Origin of the sequence: Bradyrhizobium sp. Rc2d, from assembly GCF_900099855.1 — a bacterium.
Lineage (GTDB): Bacteria > Pseudomonadota > Alphaproteobacteria > Rhizobiales > Xanthobacteraceae > Bradyrhizobium.
Genome location: NZ_FNCU01000038.1, coordinates 64,579 through 81,080, shown reverse-complemented (window position 1 = coordinate 81,080; position 16,502 = coordinate 64,579). Strand labels below are relative to the sequence as shown.

The window sequence follows — 16,502 nt, the reverse complement described above, 5'->3', positions numbered from 1 at the left end:
ACAGACCTTACGCAGCCCCAGGCTGTTGTCCTTGCGGAAGTCCGCGATGGTCTTGTGATCGGGAGCAAGCCGACCCAGCAGCCACATCACCTCGATGTTGCGTCCGGCCTCTCGTTCCAGCCGCCGGCTTGATTGCACCCGGTTCAGATAGCCGTAGATGTAAAGCTTCAGGAGAACCGAGGGGTGATACGACGGCCGGCCAGTCGCCGCCGGCGCAACTCCATCGAAGCACATCTCGGCCAGATCGAGCGCATCGACAAACTCGTCGATCGCGCGAACAGCGTTGTTCTCGTCAATGAAATCATCGAGGCATTCAGGCAGCAGCGTCCGTTGCCCACGATCCGCCCCCTCAACGAAGCGCCTCATCAATTCCCCCTCAGAATCACGGGAGAATCATAACAGCGGGACTGTGTTTTCACACAGCCAGGGTCAATCGCGACGTTTGGCCCGGTTTAAGTTAGGTCCAGCCTACCCCTGACAGCCGACATATCCTCGACCGTGCAATGCGGCAGCGACGGGCCAGAGGCAGACGTGCGCGGCACGCGCCCGTCATCCCGTCGATCTCACGCCCAACAGCATTGTTCTGACTTGCGAGCTAACCAAAAAAGCATTGGTATGGAAATCAATATGCTGGCAACCTCGATGGGTCCAACCACCAAAAATCGGTACAGTTCGACGACGTTCTCGCGGAACGCCGACCAGATCAGGCTTGTCGTTGCCGGCGTGATCGCGAAGATTGCTGTCGCCAATCCGGGCGTATAGCGGCGGAGTATTAGTGTCACCAGTACATGCGGGAAAATCACATTCAGCAACATTGCCAGAGCGTAACCTGTGATTAGGTACGCGCCGATGCTGCCTTTGCCCTGCCCATGGGCCAATGCCGCAGCCACGGCTGCAAGTACGGTCAAGATGACAACAGCAAAACGAAACTCAAACGCGGTGACAGCGGGATGCCACTTGCCCACGGACTGCGACCAGCTTGGCAGCCAGATTGCCTCTTCCAAATTGTGCGCAGCGACCGCCGCCACAAAGAGCCAGGTAATGAAGCCAAACGTCATGGTTTCCTTGCCGCATAGATTCCAATAAATCGCCCAATCCCCGTGGCAGCGACCTCCATGGCACTCCTCTTCGCGCTGCTGCCGCGGCTGAAGTTGATGCAGATCAACAATGTCAGTTCAGGGTCAAAAGCGCCGCTTTGGCACGCCGCCGTTCACTTCCGGTCTACTCGGGTGATCGGACGTCCTCAGGCTCGCTGGCCACTTCGCCGATGGGCCAAAAAGCGGCTGTCGCATACCGTCTCTTGAACTGGAAGGAAAGGCCGCCTCGCAAACGGCATCTCCTTCGTGCGGGAAGGCGATGGATGAGAGATGTCGTCAAGACCTGATGAACGAGAGCAGGTCGGGGTTGAGGACATCCGCATGCGTGGTGAGCATGCCATGGGGATAGCCGGGATAAGTCTTCAGCGACCCGTTCTTGAGCAGGTCGACCGCACGCGGCACTGAACTTGCGAATGGGACGACTTGATCAGCCTCGCCATGCATCACCAGCACAGGCACGGTGATCGACTTGATGTCTTCGGTATAGTCTTCGAGCCAGGAGTCAACGGTTGCGTAATGAGCGAGGGCACCGCCGGCCATGCCCTGGCGCCACCAGTTCGCAATGACCGCCTCCGAAGGCTTCGCCCCATCGAGATTGTAGCCGTAGAACGGATTCTCGGGGACGAAACGGTAGAACTCCGACCGGTTGCCCAGCACGCCTGCCCGGATCGCTTCGAACCACTCCGGGGGTTGACCTGACGGGTTATCCTCGCTCCGGTACATGTTCGGCGTCAGTGAAGCGACCAGTACCGCCTTCGCGACGCGCTCCTGGTGGCGGGCGACATAGCGAGCCACCTCACCGCCACCTGTGGAGTGCCCGATGTGGATCGCGTCGCGCAGGTTGAGGTGTTCAGTCAGGGCCGCGAGGTCGTCGACCCAGTGGTCCATGTCGTTGCCGGTGCTGGGCTGGTCGGACCGGCCGTGGCCGCGCCGATCGTGGGCGATCACCCGATACCCGTGACGAAGGAAGAACGTCATCTGGGCATCCCAATCGTCCGCCGTCAGTGGCCAGCCGTGGCTGAAAACGATCGGCTGACCTGATCCCCAATCCTTGTAGAAGATGTTTACACCGTCCTTAGTAGTAATCGTGGGCATCGAGTCGCTCCATCTGCACTGTCGGACATTTTATTGAAAGGACTGCGATTATTTCATCCATTGAGCCGCGCGTTACTCAATTTCGCGGGCAGAATAATGATGGAAGGACAAAGCTACGTCTTTCAAAGAAACACGAAGTAGAAGCTATACCGGCTGGGTCTCTCACTGCCGGGGTTGCCTCGTTGCGACTGTCCGAGATGGGTCACACCCGGAATAACTCGTGGTGAGCACAACGAGTCCGCTTTACCCCGATAGGGGACACAGGAGCAGCCCCTCAAGGAGGTCTGCGTCGGGCCATTTGGACCTCATGCATCGCAGTTACTGGCAGTTCTATTCGATCACCTCGTCGGCGTTTCGGGACGCCGCCTCCTCGACGTAGATTACTGTATTGCTTCTCCGTGCAATGCGAGGTCGAGACCTTCGCGCTCCATATTCTCCGACACCCGCAAGCCGACGAACAGCTTGACCCCGTACAGGATGATCAGGCTGACGACGGCGTCATACACAAAGACGGTGGCGACGCCGATGCACTGGTTGATGAACTGTGCCGGATTTCCTTCCAGAGCACCCGCGGTGCCGCCATACTGCTCGATGGCAAATATGCCGGTGAGCAGTGCACCGACGATGCCGCCGACGGCGTGGACGCCGAAACAATCGAGGGCGTCGTCATAGTTGAACATACCCTTGAGCCTGGTGCATCCCCAGTAGCAGAAGACACCGGCCGCGATGCCGATCACGAAGGCGCCGATTGGGCCGACGAAACCGGACGCAGGCGTGATGGCGACGAGGCCTGCGACTGCACCCGAGCAGATGCCGACGACCGTCGGCTTGCCCTTGAGCGACCACTCGACCAGCATCCAGGTGAAGCCGGCGACCGCCGTTGCGATCTGCGTCACCAGCATCGCCATGCCGGCCTGCATGCCTGCCGTGACCGCGGATCCCGCGTTGAAGCCGAACCATCCGACCCAGAGCAGCGAGGCGCCGATGAAGGTCAGCACCATGTTATGGGCCGGTCCTGTCTCCTTGCGTTTGCCAAGCATGATGGCGCACATCAGGCCTGCCACGCCGGCATTGATATGCACGACGGTCCCGCCGGCGAAATCCAACACCTTGACCCAGGCGGCGTCGTTGCTGGAGGCGAAGATACCGTCAGGTCCCCACACCCAATGCGCGATCGGCGCATAGACGAAGATCGCCCACAGGCCGATGAACCAGAGCATCGCGGAAAATTTCATCCGCTCGGCGAAGGCCCCTGCAATCAGCGCCGGCGTGATGATCGCAAACGTCATCTGGAAGCAGATGTAGACGCTTTCGGGAATCGTCGCCGCGAGCGGGTTAGGGTTGCCGATCCCGCCTTTGCCGATGTCGCTTAGGATGTCCTTCAGGAACATGCGGTCCAACCCGCCGACGAACGGCGTGCCGGCGCGGAAGGCCAAGCTGTAGGTCAGGATGGCGAACAGGATCGTGACCAGGCACGTCACGGCAAAGCTGGTCATCACCGTGTCGCCAGCGTTTTTCTTGCGCACCAAGCCGCCATAGAACAGCCCAAGCCCCGGGATTGTCATCATCAATACGAGCGCAACAGACGTGAGCATCCACGCGGTGTCGCCGGAATTGGGAGTGCACTTTTCCAAAACCTTTCCGCCGCAGGCTGCCGGGGCCGCGTCTTGCGCGAGCGCGACGTCACCGAATGCAAGACAGAGAAGCGCAGTCCCCAAGAGAGCCGTCACAAATAGCACGAGTCTTTGGCGCGCGTTTGCCATTGTCTCCCTCCTAGTCGCAAGAGGTGTCGGTGAAGGCTTATACAGCCGCTTCGTCCGTCTCTCCGGTGCGAATGCGAACGGCCCGCTCGACTGGCGAAACGAAGATCTTGCCGTCGCCCACCTCTCCGGTTCTTGCAGCGTTTTGTATCGCCGCAATAACCCTGTCCGCCTGCTCAGAGGTGACCACAAGATCAATCCTGACCTTCGGCACAAAGTTCACGGCGTACTCGGCGCCGCGATAAATCTCCTTGTGTCCCTTTTGCCGGCCGAATCCCTGGATCTCGGTCACGGTCATGCCTTGCACGCCGAGAACCGTCAGCGCGCCCCGCACCGCGTCGAGCCTAAATGGTTTGATAATGGCGGTGACCAGCTTCATGGCTTACCTGCCGCTCCCTGATGCAAGGGTCGGACAACGCCAACTTTAAGTTTGAAACAAGATTCATGCCATTGGCGATCCGCGGGTAACCCACTGAAACACGGACCGATTCCAACCCACCAGCTCGGAACGGTCTTGTCCTTTTGCCATTTCTGATGGCAATCCGCGCCCATAAAACGGGCAAGGGTCTGCGGCGATCGAGCCTAGCGCCGTCTGCCCCTCCTTCCGCTCCGGGTCATTTTCGACGCATTTGGCAGAGATTGAGGTCTGGTTGATGTCCGCTCCTGTCCGTAAGCGCCGTACCAAGAGCGGGCCAGGAGCGTTGCGTTTGGCCGGACCGCCGTGATTCAAACTCCCGAACTGGGGGCTCGAATCATGCGCTACGAACTCGCCGACCATGAATGGACCGCCATCAAGCCGATGCTGCCGAACAAGCCGCGTGGCGTTCCTCGGGTGAACGACAGACGGGTCCTGAATGGCATCTTCTGGGTCCTCCGATCAGGAGCACCCTGGCGTGATCTGCCGACGGCGTTTGGCCCATACACCACTTGCTACAACCGCTTCGTTAGGTGGCGGCGGGCCGGTGTTTGGGCCCGCATCATAGAAGCGCTTGCCACTGCCCATGATGCCGCTGTCCAGATGATCGACACCTCCATTGTCCGCGTGCATCAGCATGGAGCCTGCATCACAAGGAACCAGCGCCAATCGATCTTGACGAGCAAAATCCATGCGGTGGTCGATGGCAATGGTCTGCCGGTACGGCTGGCGCTGAGCCCGGGTGAGGCCCATGACGTTCGACTCGCCGGAAAACTGCTGTCTCGTCTGAAATCCGGGTCAATGCTGCTTGCCGACCGTGGCTATGATGCGGACTGGATCAGGGAGCTTGCCATGAAGAAGGGCGCGTGGGCCAACATCCCGCCGAAAAGCAATCGCAGCGATCCGATCTGCTTCAGCCCCTATCTCTATCGTGCTCGCAACCAGGTCGAGCGGTTCTTCAACAGGATCAAACAATGTCGTCGGGTGGCGACGCGCTACGATAGGCTCGCCGCCAACTACCTCGCATTCGTTCAACTCGCGTCAATCAGGCTATGGCTGCGCCTTAATGAGTCCGCGTCCTAGTGCGACGTCGACCACTACTTGACCAAGTTGCAGCCGATGCTCGCCAGTTGGCTGCCAGGCGAACTGAGCAGCCTCATACCCGGGTCTAATGCGGCGCATTTAAGAATTGGCCAACTGCGCCGGAGCTCGGGCAGCAGAGGCTGGAATCGATTTTCGAAATGACCAGCGGGTCTAAAAACCAAACCCGCGGCCGATCTCCCGCATAAGTCTGATCACGGCCTCAGTATTGCGTCCCCTGAAGAGCGCTCCATCAAGCTGAGAAAAGATGCCCATTCCAAATAGCGCGATAGCAATGCCTCTAAGCATGGTTGTGGCCCGGATTGAACGATGCTGAGAAAGTTCAAAACGGCCCCAGCCGCAGGATGGGGCAAGCAGCCGGGGCCGGCATTCCCATTCCCATTCCATGTGCCGCATCGGCGGTGGGCGGCACGCTCCAAGATTAGGCACAGAGGAGCTAACGAACCATTTCGCGAGACCGCTGCCCGTTTCATTCGGCTCAATGCGAGACGCAGTGAGGACATTCGCGGCCTCCGGCCTTGCTAAGCTGTCGTGCAATTGATTCCCTAAGCTCCTGTGGCGTCCAACTCGTACCGTCGCTCCTAGCGATCCTCTAGGCGCGCTCGAAGCCATGGCTTCGGCCGCATCATCGCCCAAAATGAGGATGGGCCCAACGCGATCGCGGCCGAGGCGCTCAATTTGTCTGCCGCTTTTGAAGCGAAGCCTGGTCGATTAGGAAATCGTCCAACTTCCGGCCGCCTCGAAGCTGCGGCCGCAGCCACCGAGGCAGCCTGCCGCGACCCGACCATGTCTCCGCCGGGTTCTTCGGATTGCGATATTTGGGACGGACGGGCGGGTATGGGCGACGCTTACGATCGAACCGTGTGGTCGCGTCGGCCAGTCCAATCTTGTGGAGCCGTTCTTCCAATTGTGCTTTTTGCACTAACATTTTCTGAGTGAGGCTGGCGGTGACCTGTTGGTGAAGTATCCAGAGCTCGTCAAGGGAGAGCGAATTGAAGCGTTCGGTGTTCATCGATCCGATCCGAAATCTCGGGAGAAGGCCCAAGCAGACAAGTCGGGAATGAAGGAGCAGACAAGCCACCAGCTAAATATTAGCCGTACAATCCACATTTAAATGCGGAAGAAAGTAGGGAGAAAGGCGCGACGGCGGTAATATCATGGCGGAGCATTTAATTTGGTGCAGGGACAACCCTCGCTGACGGCCCGCAGACCGGTATCATGACATCACAAACTTACCGCCACTGGATCGCGCTACACTGGGCAGTGTATCTGACGCGCCCAGCGCGCGATCGATGAGTTCACGAATGGCCGAATTGCCACACGTTACAAAGCTTCCGCTCGCCCGTACTTAGTTTGGCACAGCCTGAGACGGACATTCGATTACGACGACGGTCCCCTTTGGGATGGGACTGCCAGCACGCGGTACAAAGTGTTCGTGGTGGACAGCAGCCGGCGAGTGATCTGCGCCGCAAAGTTTGACTGCATCGACGAGCAGGCGGCGAGACGTCGGGCCGAGCAAATGTATGGCGAGCGCGACGTGGAGCTTTGGGAAGGCGATCGGCTCGTTGCTGTTTTTCAAGGTGCAACGTCGAACGGAAATCGGTGCGACTCCGTCCTGAATAGACGGCCCATTTCGCCGCCGAGTTAGTTCACGGCTCTTGCTCTGCCGCCCGGTTTAACACGCCGTCTTGTGCCGGTTGTTCTCGCTTCTACGTGTCGGAGCTTGCTTCGAAGCTTCTCCACTTCTCTAAGCTCCGCCACAAGCGCTTGGCGTCGTTCATTCAGAACAGCACAAGTATAAATCTGACGCATTCTGGACATGTCCCGCCTCAAAAATATGGAAGTCGATGAAAAGAGAAAAGACGAAAGATCGCTCGGCCGAAGCTCAGTGAGCCAAAACCGCCGCCGCCAGATGCTCCCAGTACTCTGCCTCAGCGAGCAGTTTCCAGCTTCTCTCAGGTTGGCGCGCGGCAGTCTGTCGGCAAAGCAACCTCATTGCGCGAAAGCGGCGGGCAACTTCCATTCCGGCCTCCCATGTTTTCCCCAAAGATATTTTTCGATTTTGAGGTGGAATCATCATGATTATCGTTCATAATCAAATTTAGCGTTTAACAGCGTCAATTAGATTAACGTCGACGAGCTGACCGGAGCTACTTTCGGTTCAGCTTCACATCCGTTTCGAATGCTGCTTGCTAGGACGCGTTGAAACGCATCTGCGTGGAAGCGTGGCTCGGTCAGCTTCGCAGAAACCAAGCCAAAGCTGTAAGTAGATAACCTTGCCTCCTCAACCGACGTCTCGTTGCCGGCCCCGTTTGGTGACTCCAAGCTATGGCCCGTGAGTCGGGGGATTCATGGAACGGGAGCGGTTGCAGAGCATGTCTGTGGAGGAGCTGTGGCAACTCCACACGCTAGTCAATGACATTCTCTCGCTAAGGCTCTTGGCGAAAAAGGAAGAGCTGGAACGACGGCTTGGGCTGCTCAACCGAGGCGAAAACACGTCCTTAACTCGGTTTGACCCGGAGGAGTGAGGTCGCAGAAGACTTGCCTCCTAAACTAGATTGACAGCCGATTCCGTCGACTTCCGGCCAGGTGAACAGTGGACCTCGGTGTCATTTGAAATCGCGGCGCCTGCGGCGGGCCGCTGCTCGATGCCGTGCGGAAATGAGTGCCCTAACGCAATAGCCAGCGATGACGCCGCGGCCGCCACTATCAAAGGAAGAGAGAACCGCTCCATACAAGCGAATGCGGTGCCAGGCTGCAGCGTTCCTACCTGGGCGGCTCAAATCGAGGCTTAGTGCAACACGCGAGCGGCTTCTGCTAGCCGGACCTTCTCTCTCAGCCCCTCAAGGTCCTCCATTGCTTTACGCAATCTCACCAGATCGGAGACCATGTGTGCCAGAGTAGGCTTGCGGGGCTTTGGGACTCGAGAATTCTGTTTCATCGCGAAACGGCTCCCTGCCAGGACCGATGGAGATAGGCTGGATTGGCAAGGACCGTGCCAGCGAAGTGCAACCAGTCACGGCAGAGAGCGCGGGAGGGCTCGCGCAAGGGGGTCACCGCGTCGGCAGCCGGTCGACCATATTCGCCAAGACCTTCGGCGGTAGCCCAATCCCCGAGAGCTTCCAAGTCGTCCCGTAGAGATGCATGCTGACCCTACCGGCGTCCTGACTGTCGCCAAGCAGCAACGCAAACTCGACAGGCTTCACCAGGGTGATCCGTCCGGCGAAAACGAAGATGTTTGAGATGTCGAGCTCGGCCAACGACGACATCGTTCCGAAAGTGATGTTCTCCGCGCCGTTGCGAACAGTGCCGCTCTTTAAAAGGGCGAACAGATTTTCCGGCGTCATGAGCTTGATCGCGAGGTCATCGGCGATCGTTGCGCCGAACGCGTTTATCGCCATTCGCTCTAATGGTCGCACCGGCCGCTTTTGGCCGAGTTGGTCGAGGTACGCGGACACAACCTGGTCGACGAGAGAGTGGCGGACACGCGGCAAATCCGTTCGGGCCATGACTTGAGCAGCGTCCCCGCTCCGAATGGCCGAAACCAGATCCAACGTGGAAACGAAAGCCGACCCGGCGTACAGCACAAGGCAGAGCAGGAGGACCGCAACGATGCCGACGAGCCACTTCATGGAGCGGCAATCGAGGTGAACGGGCTTTGTTCCCGAAGCTACCGAGCTGGTGGCGCCCTCCATCTGGATAGACGCGCCATTGGCCAGTGAAGTCGATGTCCTTCTCTACTGCGAGGCTCCGGGCCGCCAGTCCGAAACACACGGTCAGAACCAAAGCACCGATTACGCGATCGAGGTGAGCGACCACGAAAACGTCGATCCGGAAAAGGCAGACACGCTTAACTAACGGCAGGATGTCCCAAGCTTCTGCGAGGCAACGCTATCCACTCAAGGCCGCACAGCCCTGCGCGGTAATGCGGTATTCGGTATTGCCCGATGCTTGGGGGATTGTACTCTACTAGGCGCGCGACGAGACAGCGGAGTGCTGATCCACGATTCGGAAGACAGCTGCTTTAAGAACGCGCGCTCGATCTCGGTCAGGTCCACGGCTGCCTCTCCGGGAACAACTCGAGGGGCATCAGTGCCGTTCCGCGTCAGGAAGGGACAAACCCATCAGGTGGGACCGAAAGCGCTTACAAGCCCGATGACTATGGGGACGAGGCCGACGACGATCCATAGGACAGGTGAGCTGGACGACAGGCCGGCAGCAATAATCCCAGACGCCAAAGAGAACGATGAAAGTCGAAATTGCATAAGCAACCGCTCTGTCCATGGCGAACCGCGGGTTTGGACGCCATTCGACGCCGGGCCAGGCTAAACGTTCCTGCACAAGTGCCCTCGAGGGACAACAGCGGTGCCCGCCGGTTCGCACTGGCGGCCCCTCGCGAGCGTGGGATTAATTTAGGATATAATTTCCTCCGTAAAATATTTTTATGCCGGTCATTTAAAGCTAGAGTGTTGTTGCGACCGCAGGCACTCCTTCGTGCTGCGCCTGGCCGACGTACCGGCGGCTGCACCCAGAGCCATTACGGCCGCAAACGCGAGTGCATATCAACCGTTTCTTGGGAAACTCAGGCTTGACCATCGGATAGCGCGAGTTCCCAATTAAATCCCTAGTTCAAGATGAGTCGGGGTTGCCGTGGGTATTTACTTGCTCTCACTCGCGGCGTGGGTTGTCGGGGTCCTTCTGTTCATGGCATTCCATCGATGGGGCCGACAGCGGACGCAATAGTTACCTTGAATCCTCAGCCCAAAGCCGAAATTAATAATCTCGGTCGGTTGTTTTTGACTGTGGATAATTACGCGCGTTCAATTCCAAAGATTGGAGGCGAACGTGTATTTAAATTGGGTCCTCGTTATTCTCATCGGCGTCAGCGTAGCGATCCTGATCGCCCACACGATCGACGCGATGCGTTCCTGAGGTTGCGCTTTGCGATTGGATCTATGACGCGTCTTCGAGTTGTACGGGCAAGCGGATTCTGATTTATACGCCCTGCGCAGCCCGCGCGCCGAAGTCTTCCAAGCGGAAGTACATTCGGGGTCCAAACGGTCCAACGGCACGGCGGCCGGCCGCGGTGGATAAATCCCGACCTTGGGAGGGAACGCCCTGCCGTATGACTTCCGGTGCAACCTTCACGGACTGGTGCACCGCCGCGCTCGAGCCGATCATTCAGCTCGATATGGGCCTATCATCCTGGCCGCCAAACTTGGCAAATACCGTAGAGCTCTGCCTTCATAGCGTGCGCAGCATTCCGCAACCGGTCGGCGAGGAGGTTAGAAGGTTGGCAAGATTATTTTTTCAGAATAAGCCCCATTGCGCGCGCCATTCGCCTCACGGATCCGGTGTGCCGACCGAGCGCCGCCGCTATCTCCGATACAACACGACGGCGCGCCAGCCACGCAAGCCGCCTCCGCTCAGCCTCAGTCCATTCCTTTGGCTTCGACGATCTCATTTCGAAATGATCGAATGAGCTCGATGCGAGCGATATTGGGAAATTTACGGGTGGCGGCGAGCGGCTAAAGCGCGCCGAACCGCCCCGGAGGGGGATGGCTGTTTTAACGCGCCTCAACCGCGCCAAGCTTAGTGCAATACGCGAGCAGATTCTGCTAGCCGGACCTTCTCTCGTAGATCCTCGAGTTCCTGAAGCATCTTCAGGAGATCGGGCAGGACGTATGCCCGCTTCAAAATTCGGGTCGTTTGTCCCATGGCTACTGCCCGGAATAAGTCGGGCCCGATCTCGCCGCGCTCGAAGGGCGCCACGCTGATCCCGTCCGGCCGGCGCGCCAATAGCTGCTGCAGATTTGCTTTGCGCAGGTGGAGGGGGAGGGACCGCAAATCATCGCCGCCCATGACGAGGATATCGAAGGCGTATAGCTGCACCTCATGGTCGTATAGCCGGCTGTGCAGCGCATTGAAGTCGCTGATGCCGTCCACCCCAAGGATCACGGCTTCGCCGTCGATCACGAAGCGCTTCTGCCGGTTCTTCAGCGCCGCCTCAGCAATCCAGGGATAGCGCTTCGTCCAGTCGGTGCCGTTACGAGAGAGGAGGCGCACGCGCTCGTTCTCCCGGATAACCAAGTATCCGGTAGCCATCGTGCTTTACTTCGTGAATCCAGTCCGGCCCGTCTGGGACCTGCTTGCCAGCGGTGGCCAGGCAGAGCTCATACGCCATACGCATGCGCCGAAGATAAGGTTTCGCGCGGCGTTTACGAGTCAGGAACAAGTGGCAATCTGGCGAATTGCCTCTCTGCTCCGGCATCCCCAAGCCCCCCGAAAGCCGGAGCGGAGCCAACGGCCTCAGCCCCCCAGCTGGGGCCGCGTTTTTGCGGGCTACCGTACCAAGCTTTGCCGCCTCCCTCTTGGGTCAGCGTTTCCTACTTTTCCCGCTTAGATGGTCATGGTGAAATGCCGCCGCTCTAGCGGCGGGGAGGTGCAAATGCCAAACCATGACCGCCTTGTTACGGCTGCCATCATCGCAGTAGGAGCCTTGAATACGGTGCTCGCGGCAATAGCCCTTCTGTCTTTCTGAGCACCCGTAATTTCCTCAGTATCAGAGGCCGCCTCAGTGGGCGGCCTCCATCGTCAAGAGACGGACATAGGTCCCGCTCTCGTGCAGATCGAGCCAGCCGCGCTCGACCGCATACTTGATGCCTGCGCTGAACTCGCTCCCAGTGGCGTTGAGGGTGTAGAGAAACGCGCATTGATCTTCTCGATATGAATGCGGCCGTCCTGGACCGGCTCGATGCTGGCGGCGAGCTCGACCAGCTTCCGGGCGGCAATCTCCGGATCGGCGTAGGGGCGTGCCTCAACGTGGTTCATGCGCCGTGTCCAGTCGAGATAGGCGAAATGGTGACCGTCCATCATTCAGCGCAAGCTCCCTGGTGAGGGCTCCGGGTGATAAGCCGCTTGTGGCCCGTGACTGTCTTCTGCCGGAAGCGACGGAATGTCAGCGTTCTGGCCGGAAGCCGACCTTGGGCGGCCAGATGGGGAAGCCCGTTTATGACCCATTCCGGATATCCGACGCTCTGTGGGCACGCGGTGGCAATCATTTCCCGGGCTCCCCCTCCGTGGGCCAGCGGCGACGAACTGCAGACGACGCATGAGATCATCGACCAACGTGCGTCACGGCTCGGGCGGTTGCACGATGAGCAACTCTCTTAGCGAATTAGAGGCGAACCGTATCAAGCCATTTGGTCGAGCAGCGCCTTGGCTTCCTTCAGAACCGGCGTGTCGAAACCTTCGGTGAACCAGCCGTAGATCGGCGCGAGAAGACCTTGGCCCTCGGTACGTCTACCGTTATCGCGCCACAGGCGCGCGAGGCTGGTGGCGGCGCGGAGTTCGAAGAGCTTGGCGCTCTGCCACTTCGCGACGGCTAGCGCGTTGTGATAGCTATCTTCCGCTGCGGCGTGCTCGTTCATCGACAGCAACAGCGTCCCGCGCACCCGATGCATTTCGGCCTCCGCCCAGCGCTCCTGTGTCGTCTCAACCAATTTGGCAGCCTCAGCCAGTCGATCAAGCCCTTGTTCCGGCTCGCCCGCGTTCCCGTTGGCCTCCGCGAGCATTGTGAGAAGAAATGGTGAGAGCAAGTTGGCACCGGTGGCACGGCGGTTGGCTATCCCTTGTAGGAGCAGAGGCATTCCCTCCACTGGTTGCCCCACTGCGCCCAGACACCAGCCGCGCATGATATTCCCATTCGCCGACCACTGAGGGAACCCGTGCTCGCGCGAGATGGCCAATAACTCTTCCGCCGACCGAAGCGTTCGTGGGGCGGATCCGGCTCCCTCCATGGCCCAGTCCCCGAACCAGGCTTGATACAACGCGAAAGCCACGTTGTACGGTGAGAGCCGTCGCGCCTCCGCCAGCGCCTCGTCCCGCCACATGCGCGCCTGTTGGACATAGCCGAGGCACGCCAACGTCCGCGAAAGATGAATCAATGCCTGAACATGCGGATCATCCGGCGACGCCCCGAAAGCACGAAACGTCGAGTCCCACAGGGAAAGACCATTTTCCAGGTAACCGCGACCATCGATAAACTTGCCAAGCCAGAAGCAGGCGACCCCGCTAAGAAACGAGCCGAAGCATTTCCACATCACGTCGCCGCGGGCTTCACCGAGCTGGCGCATTTCTTCGGCATGGCGCTCAGCTTCCTCCAATTCCCCGCGGACAATGCGATGCTGCCATTGGCCTATTAGCACTGGACCCAATTGAGGCGGCCGGTCCAAATGCTCACAGAGCTGACGCGCGCGAGCGAACGCCTTGCCTGGCTCCGTCGCCGCGAGCCCCTTTGCTGCCATTAGCGCGCGCCCAAGCGCGATCTGGAGCTCGAGCTCCTTCTCCTGGCGCACGGTTCCGCGATCAATTCCGGAAAGGAGTTCCAAGCCCTTCTGCAACTGCGCCACAGCCTCTGGCATTGCTGAGCGCGCGACCGCCTGCTGACCCGCCTTGAGGCGGTAGCGGATGGCCTTCTCGCTGAGACCAGCCTCTGCGGAATGTTGCGCCAACAGCTGGGGCTGAGCGGCGACGACGTCAGGGAACTGGCTTTCCAAAGTGGCGGTGATGCGCGCATGAAGTTCTTGGCGCCGGCTGCGGAGCAGCGTGCTGTAGACGGCATCCTGCACCAACACGTGCTTGAATGTGTACTCTGCGTCGGGCGGTGTTCCGCGTCGGAAGATCAGCTCTGCGCTTGCGAGTCGTTCGAGAGCTTCATCTAGATTCTGATGGGACATCTGCGCGACGGCACTGATCAACTCGTACGAGAACGACCGACCGAGCGTAGCCCCAATCTGGGCCACCTCGCGCGTCGGTGCCAGCCGATCGAGCCGGGCGAGCAGGGAAGCATGTAGGGTTGTCGGAATCGCCAGCGGCGCAACTGGCCCCGTCACGGAGTAGTGGTCGCCCACATCGGTGACGATGCCGCTTTCCACCACGGTCTTCGTCAGCTCCTCGATGAACAGTGGCACGCCATCGGTGCGATCGATGATCTGATCCACGATCTCCCTGGGTAACGCCTTGCCGCCCGTTACTCCAATGATCATCTCGGCGCGTTGCCGGGGCGCTAGGCGGTTGAGATTGAGCAGAGTCACCTGCGGGCGGCCGATCCACGGCGGCGCGAACTCCGGGCGAAACGTGATGATCACGAGGACCCGTAGGGCGGGGACGCGATCGATGAGCAGATCCAGCGACTCTCGCGTGGTCGGGTCGCTCCAATGGAGGTCCTCGAACACCATCAGCACGGGTTGATGCGTGGCCAGCCCCTCGACCTGGGCGACTTGCGCGCGAAGCGTCTTCTCCTTGCGCTTCTGCGGAGTGAGTTTGAGTGGCAGGTAGCGGTCGCCGGTCCGGATCGACAACAAGTCGGCCAGCAGGGGGACGATCTCGTTGAGGTCGCTGGTTCCAAGAGACAGCACCGCCTCGAGCTTGTCCAGCCGCTGCTCGTCCGTGTCCTCGCGCCCAAATCCAGCCGCCCGCTCGAGCTGGGCGATGCTCGGATAGAGCGCACTGTCCTGGTGGTGGGGCGAGCAAAAATAGCGCAAGCGGGTGTGTGGCTCACCGGCTAGCCGCTCCAAAGCGGTCTGAGCAATCCGCGACTTGCCGATGCCCGGCTCGCCCGATATCAGCACGACGCAGCCTTCGCCGTTCTTGGCCTGCTGCCAGCGGCGCATCAGTAGCGCAATCTCTTCCTCACGGCCGACCAATGGCGTCGTAACGGCGCGCAAAGCCTCGAAGCGGCTGGCGACCGAGCTCGCGCCCAGCACCCGCCAGACCTGCACTGAACCGTCGAATCCCTTGACAGGCACCGCCCCGAGATCGCTGTAATCGAACAGCTCACCAAGAAGGCGGCGTGTGCCGCCCTCGATAACAACGGCATCCGGCTCGGCAAGCGCCTGAAGCCGCGCCGCCAGATTTGGGGTCTCGCCGACCACTTCATTTTCGTGCGCCGCGTCCCCGCCAATGAGGTCGCCGACGACCACGAGGCCCGTGGCAATACCCACCCGCACGTGTAACGATGACGCCTGGCCGGCCTCGAGCTTCGCCACGGCTTCGACCAGCGCCAGCCCCGCGCGCACTGCCTGCTCGGCATCGTCCTCATGGGCCTGCGGATAGCCGAAATAGGCGAGCACGCCATCGCCGAGATATCTGGCGACGAAACCACCGGATTGGATGATGACCTTGGCGCAACATCGGTGATAGGCGCCGATGATCTCCTGCAGGTCTTCTGGGTCAAGCCTCGTCGAAAGGGCCGTGGAGCCCACAAGGTCGGTGAACATGACGGTGAGCTGGCGGCGCTCAGCGCTATCGGGTTTGGAAGCTGTGGCCGGCGGAGGCGTGGCCGGGGATGCGTCGGCAAGCTCGCGAATGGCGCGCAGCAGCTTCTTTCGGTGCCCCAACGGGATGCCGATTTTCTCCAGGTCTTGGTCAGTCAGATCGCGGAGAACGCTGGCATCGATGTAATTTTCGGCAAAACGCTGCGCGTATTGCCCGAGGCCAAGTGTGTTGAGCCAGTGCGCAATCGACTGCATTGTGGCCACCCAACCTGGACCACGGACTATATACCATTCTTAGCTGGGTGGCACCTCATGTGTCCGGTCGCCGGGCTGCCTGTCGGAGCCTCTTACAGCCGAGCCGGTTCAACCCAAACCCGCGGACATCGCGAGGCTCTGGCCAGCGAATCGATGTCCGGAGTTGGCCCTTCGCTACATTTCGTTGCCGCGCAGCTATTCGATCGCTTTCAGGGCATACCGGACATCAAGTAGCAGGCAGGATCGGCTGGCTCGGTCGAAAATGACCCAACTCGGAAGTCCAGCTACCGAGCGGGACGTGTTGGGTCCGAGCAGACTGCCGATGCGCGTTTCGATACCGGAGACCTTCAAGTCGCTTTACGGCAACTTCGAAACGGGTCGATGATTTCCGCGGACGAATCCGGCCAACCGTAAGCTGCACGTGGAACCAGAGCGTCTTTGCTCGGGGATAGATGCACTCGACTTCGACCGGTGCTATGGTCAACGCATTCCCGGCGGACAC

Annotated in this window: 11 protein-coding genes and 1 pseudogene; 2 read left to right on the top strand and 10 right to left on the bottom strand. The window is 59.8% G+C overall.

The features are described 5' to 3' along the window. The 5 genes from BLV07_RS33390 to BLV07_RS33370 all read right to left on the bottom strand — a co-directional run. The coding region (locus tag BLV07_RS33390; RefSeq protein ID WP_143035561.1) for a transposase at positions 1-366 on the bottom strand (366 nt) is incomplete at its 3' end. A gap of 197 nt (positions 367-563) precedes the next feature. Next, positions 564-1,058: an HXXEE domain-containing protein gene (locus tag BLV07_RS33385; protein WP_091894418.1), complete on the bottom strand. Its 495-nt coding sequence runs from the start codon at positions 1,056-1,058 to the stop codon at positions 564-566. A 315-nt stretch (positions 1,059-1,373) separates the two neighbouring features. Continuing rightward, complete coding sequence (locus BLV07_RS33380) at positions 1,374-2,192, bottom strand: alpha/beta fold hydrolase (protein ID WP_091894416.1); 819 nt, start codon at positions 2,190-2,192, stop codon at positions 1,374-1,376. A gap of 380 nt (positions 2,193-2,572) precedes the next feature. Further along, positions 2,573-3,955 carry an ammonium transporter gene (locus tag BLV07_RS33375; protein WP_091894414.1) on the bottom strand — a complete coding sequence of 461 codons (1,383 nt, stop codon included), beginning with the start codon at positions 3,953-3,955 and terminating at the stop codon, positions 2,573-2,575. 37 nt (positions 3,956-3,992) lie between these two features. Continuing rightward, positions 3,993-4,331: a P-II family nitrogen regulator gene (locus BLV07_RS33370; RefSeq protein ID WP_091894412.1), complete on the bottom strand. Its 339-nt coding sequence runs from the start codon at positions 4,329-4,331 to the stop codon at positions 3,993-3,995. A gap of 375 nt (positions 4,332-4,706) precedes the next feature. Between BLV07_RS33370 and BLV07_RS33365 the strand changes: the two genes are divergently transcribed. After that, positions 4,707-5,450, top strand: a complete 744-nt coding sequence (locus BLV07_RS33365; protein WP_091894410.1) for an IS5 family transposase — start codon at positions 4,707-4,709, stop codon at positions 5,448-5,450. A 691-nt stretch (positions 5,451-6,141) separates the two neighbouring features. Here the strand turns inward: BLV07_RS33365 and BLV07_RS33360 are convergent. Beyond that, complete coding sequence (locus BLV07_RS33360) at positions 6,142-6,480, bottom strand: H-NS histone family protein (RefSeq protein ID WP_091894407.1); 339 nt, start codon at positions 6,478-6,480, stop codon at positions 6,142-6,144. 2,041 nt (positions 6,481-8,521) lie between these two features. Further along, the gene (locus BLV07_RS33350; RefSeq protein ID WP_091894433.1) at positions 8,522-9,100 is read right to left on the bottom strand and encodes a DUF2939 domain-containing protein; all 579 of its coding nucleotides are present in this window, start codon (positions 9,098-9,100) and stop codon (positions 8,522-8,524) included. Positions 9,101-9,179: 79 nt separating this feature from the next. On the opposite strand from BLV07_RS33350, the gene BLV07_RS47890 reads away from it, so the two are divergent. Continuing rightward, complete coding sequence (locus tag BLV07_RS47890; protein ID WP_176945921.1) at positions 9,180-9,326, top strand: hypothetical protein; 147 nt, start codon at positions 9,180-9,182, stop codon at positions 9,324-9,326. Between the two features lie 1,734 nt (positions 9,327-11,060). Here the strand turns inward: BLV07_RS47890 and BLV07_RS33345 are convergent. The 3 genes and pseudogenes from BLV07_RS33345 to BLV07_RS33335 form a co-directional block, all read right to left on the bottom strand. Next, positions 11,061-11,573: an ATP-dependent DNA ligase gene (locus BLV07_RS33345; protein ID WP_349525483.1), complete on the bottom strand. Its 513-nt coding sequence runs from the start codon at positions 11,571-11,573 to the stop codon at positions 11,061-11,063. A 469-nt stretch (positions 11,574-12,042) separates the two neighbouring features. Then, positions 12,043-12,299, bottom strand: a pseudogene (locus BLV07_RS33340) (hypothetical protein). 362 nt (positions 12,300-12,661) lie between these two features. Further along, positions 12,662-16,000 (bottom strand): AAA family ATPase, encoded by a 3,339-nt coding sequence (locus BLV07_RS33335; protein ID WP_091894403.1) that lies wholly within the window; start codon positions 15,998-16,000, stop codon positions 12,662-12,664. Between the last annotated feature and the right edge of the window lie 502 nt (positions 16,001-16,502).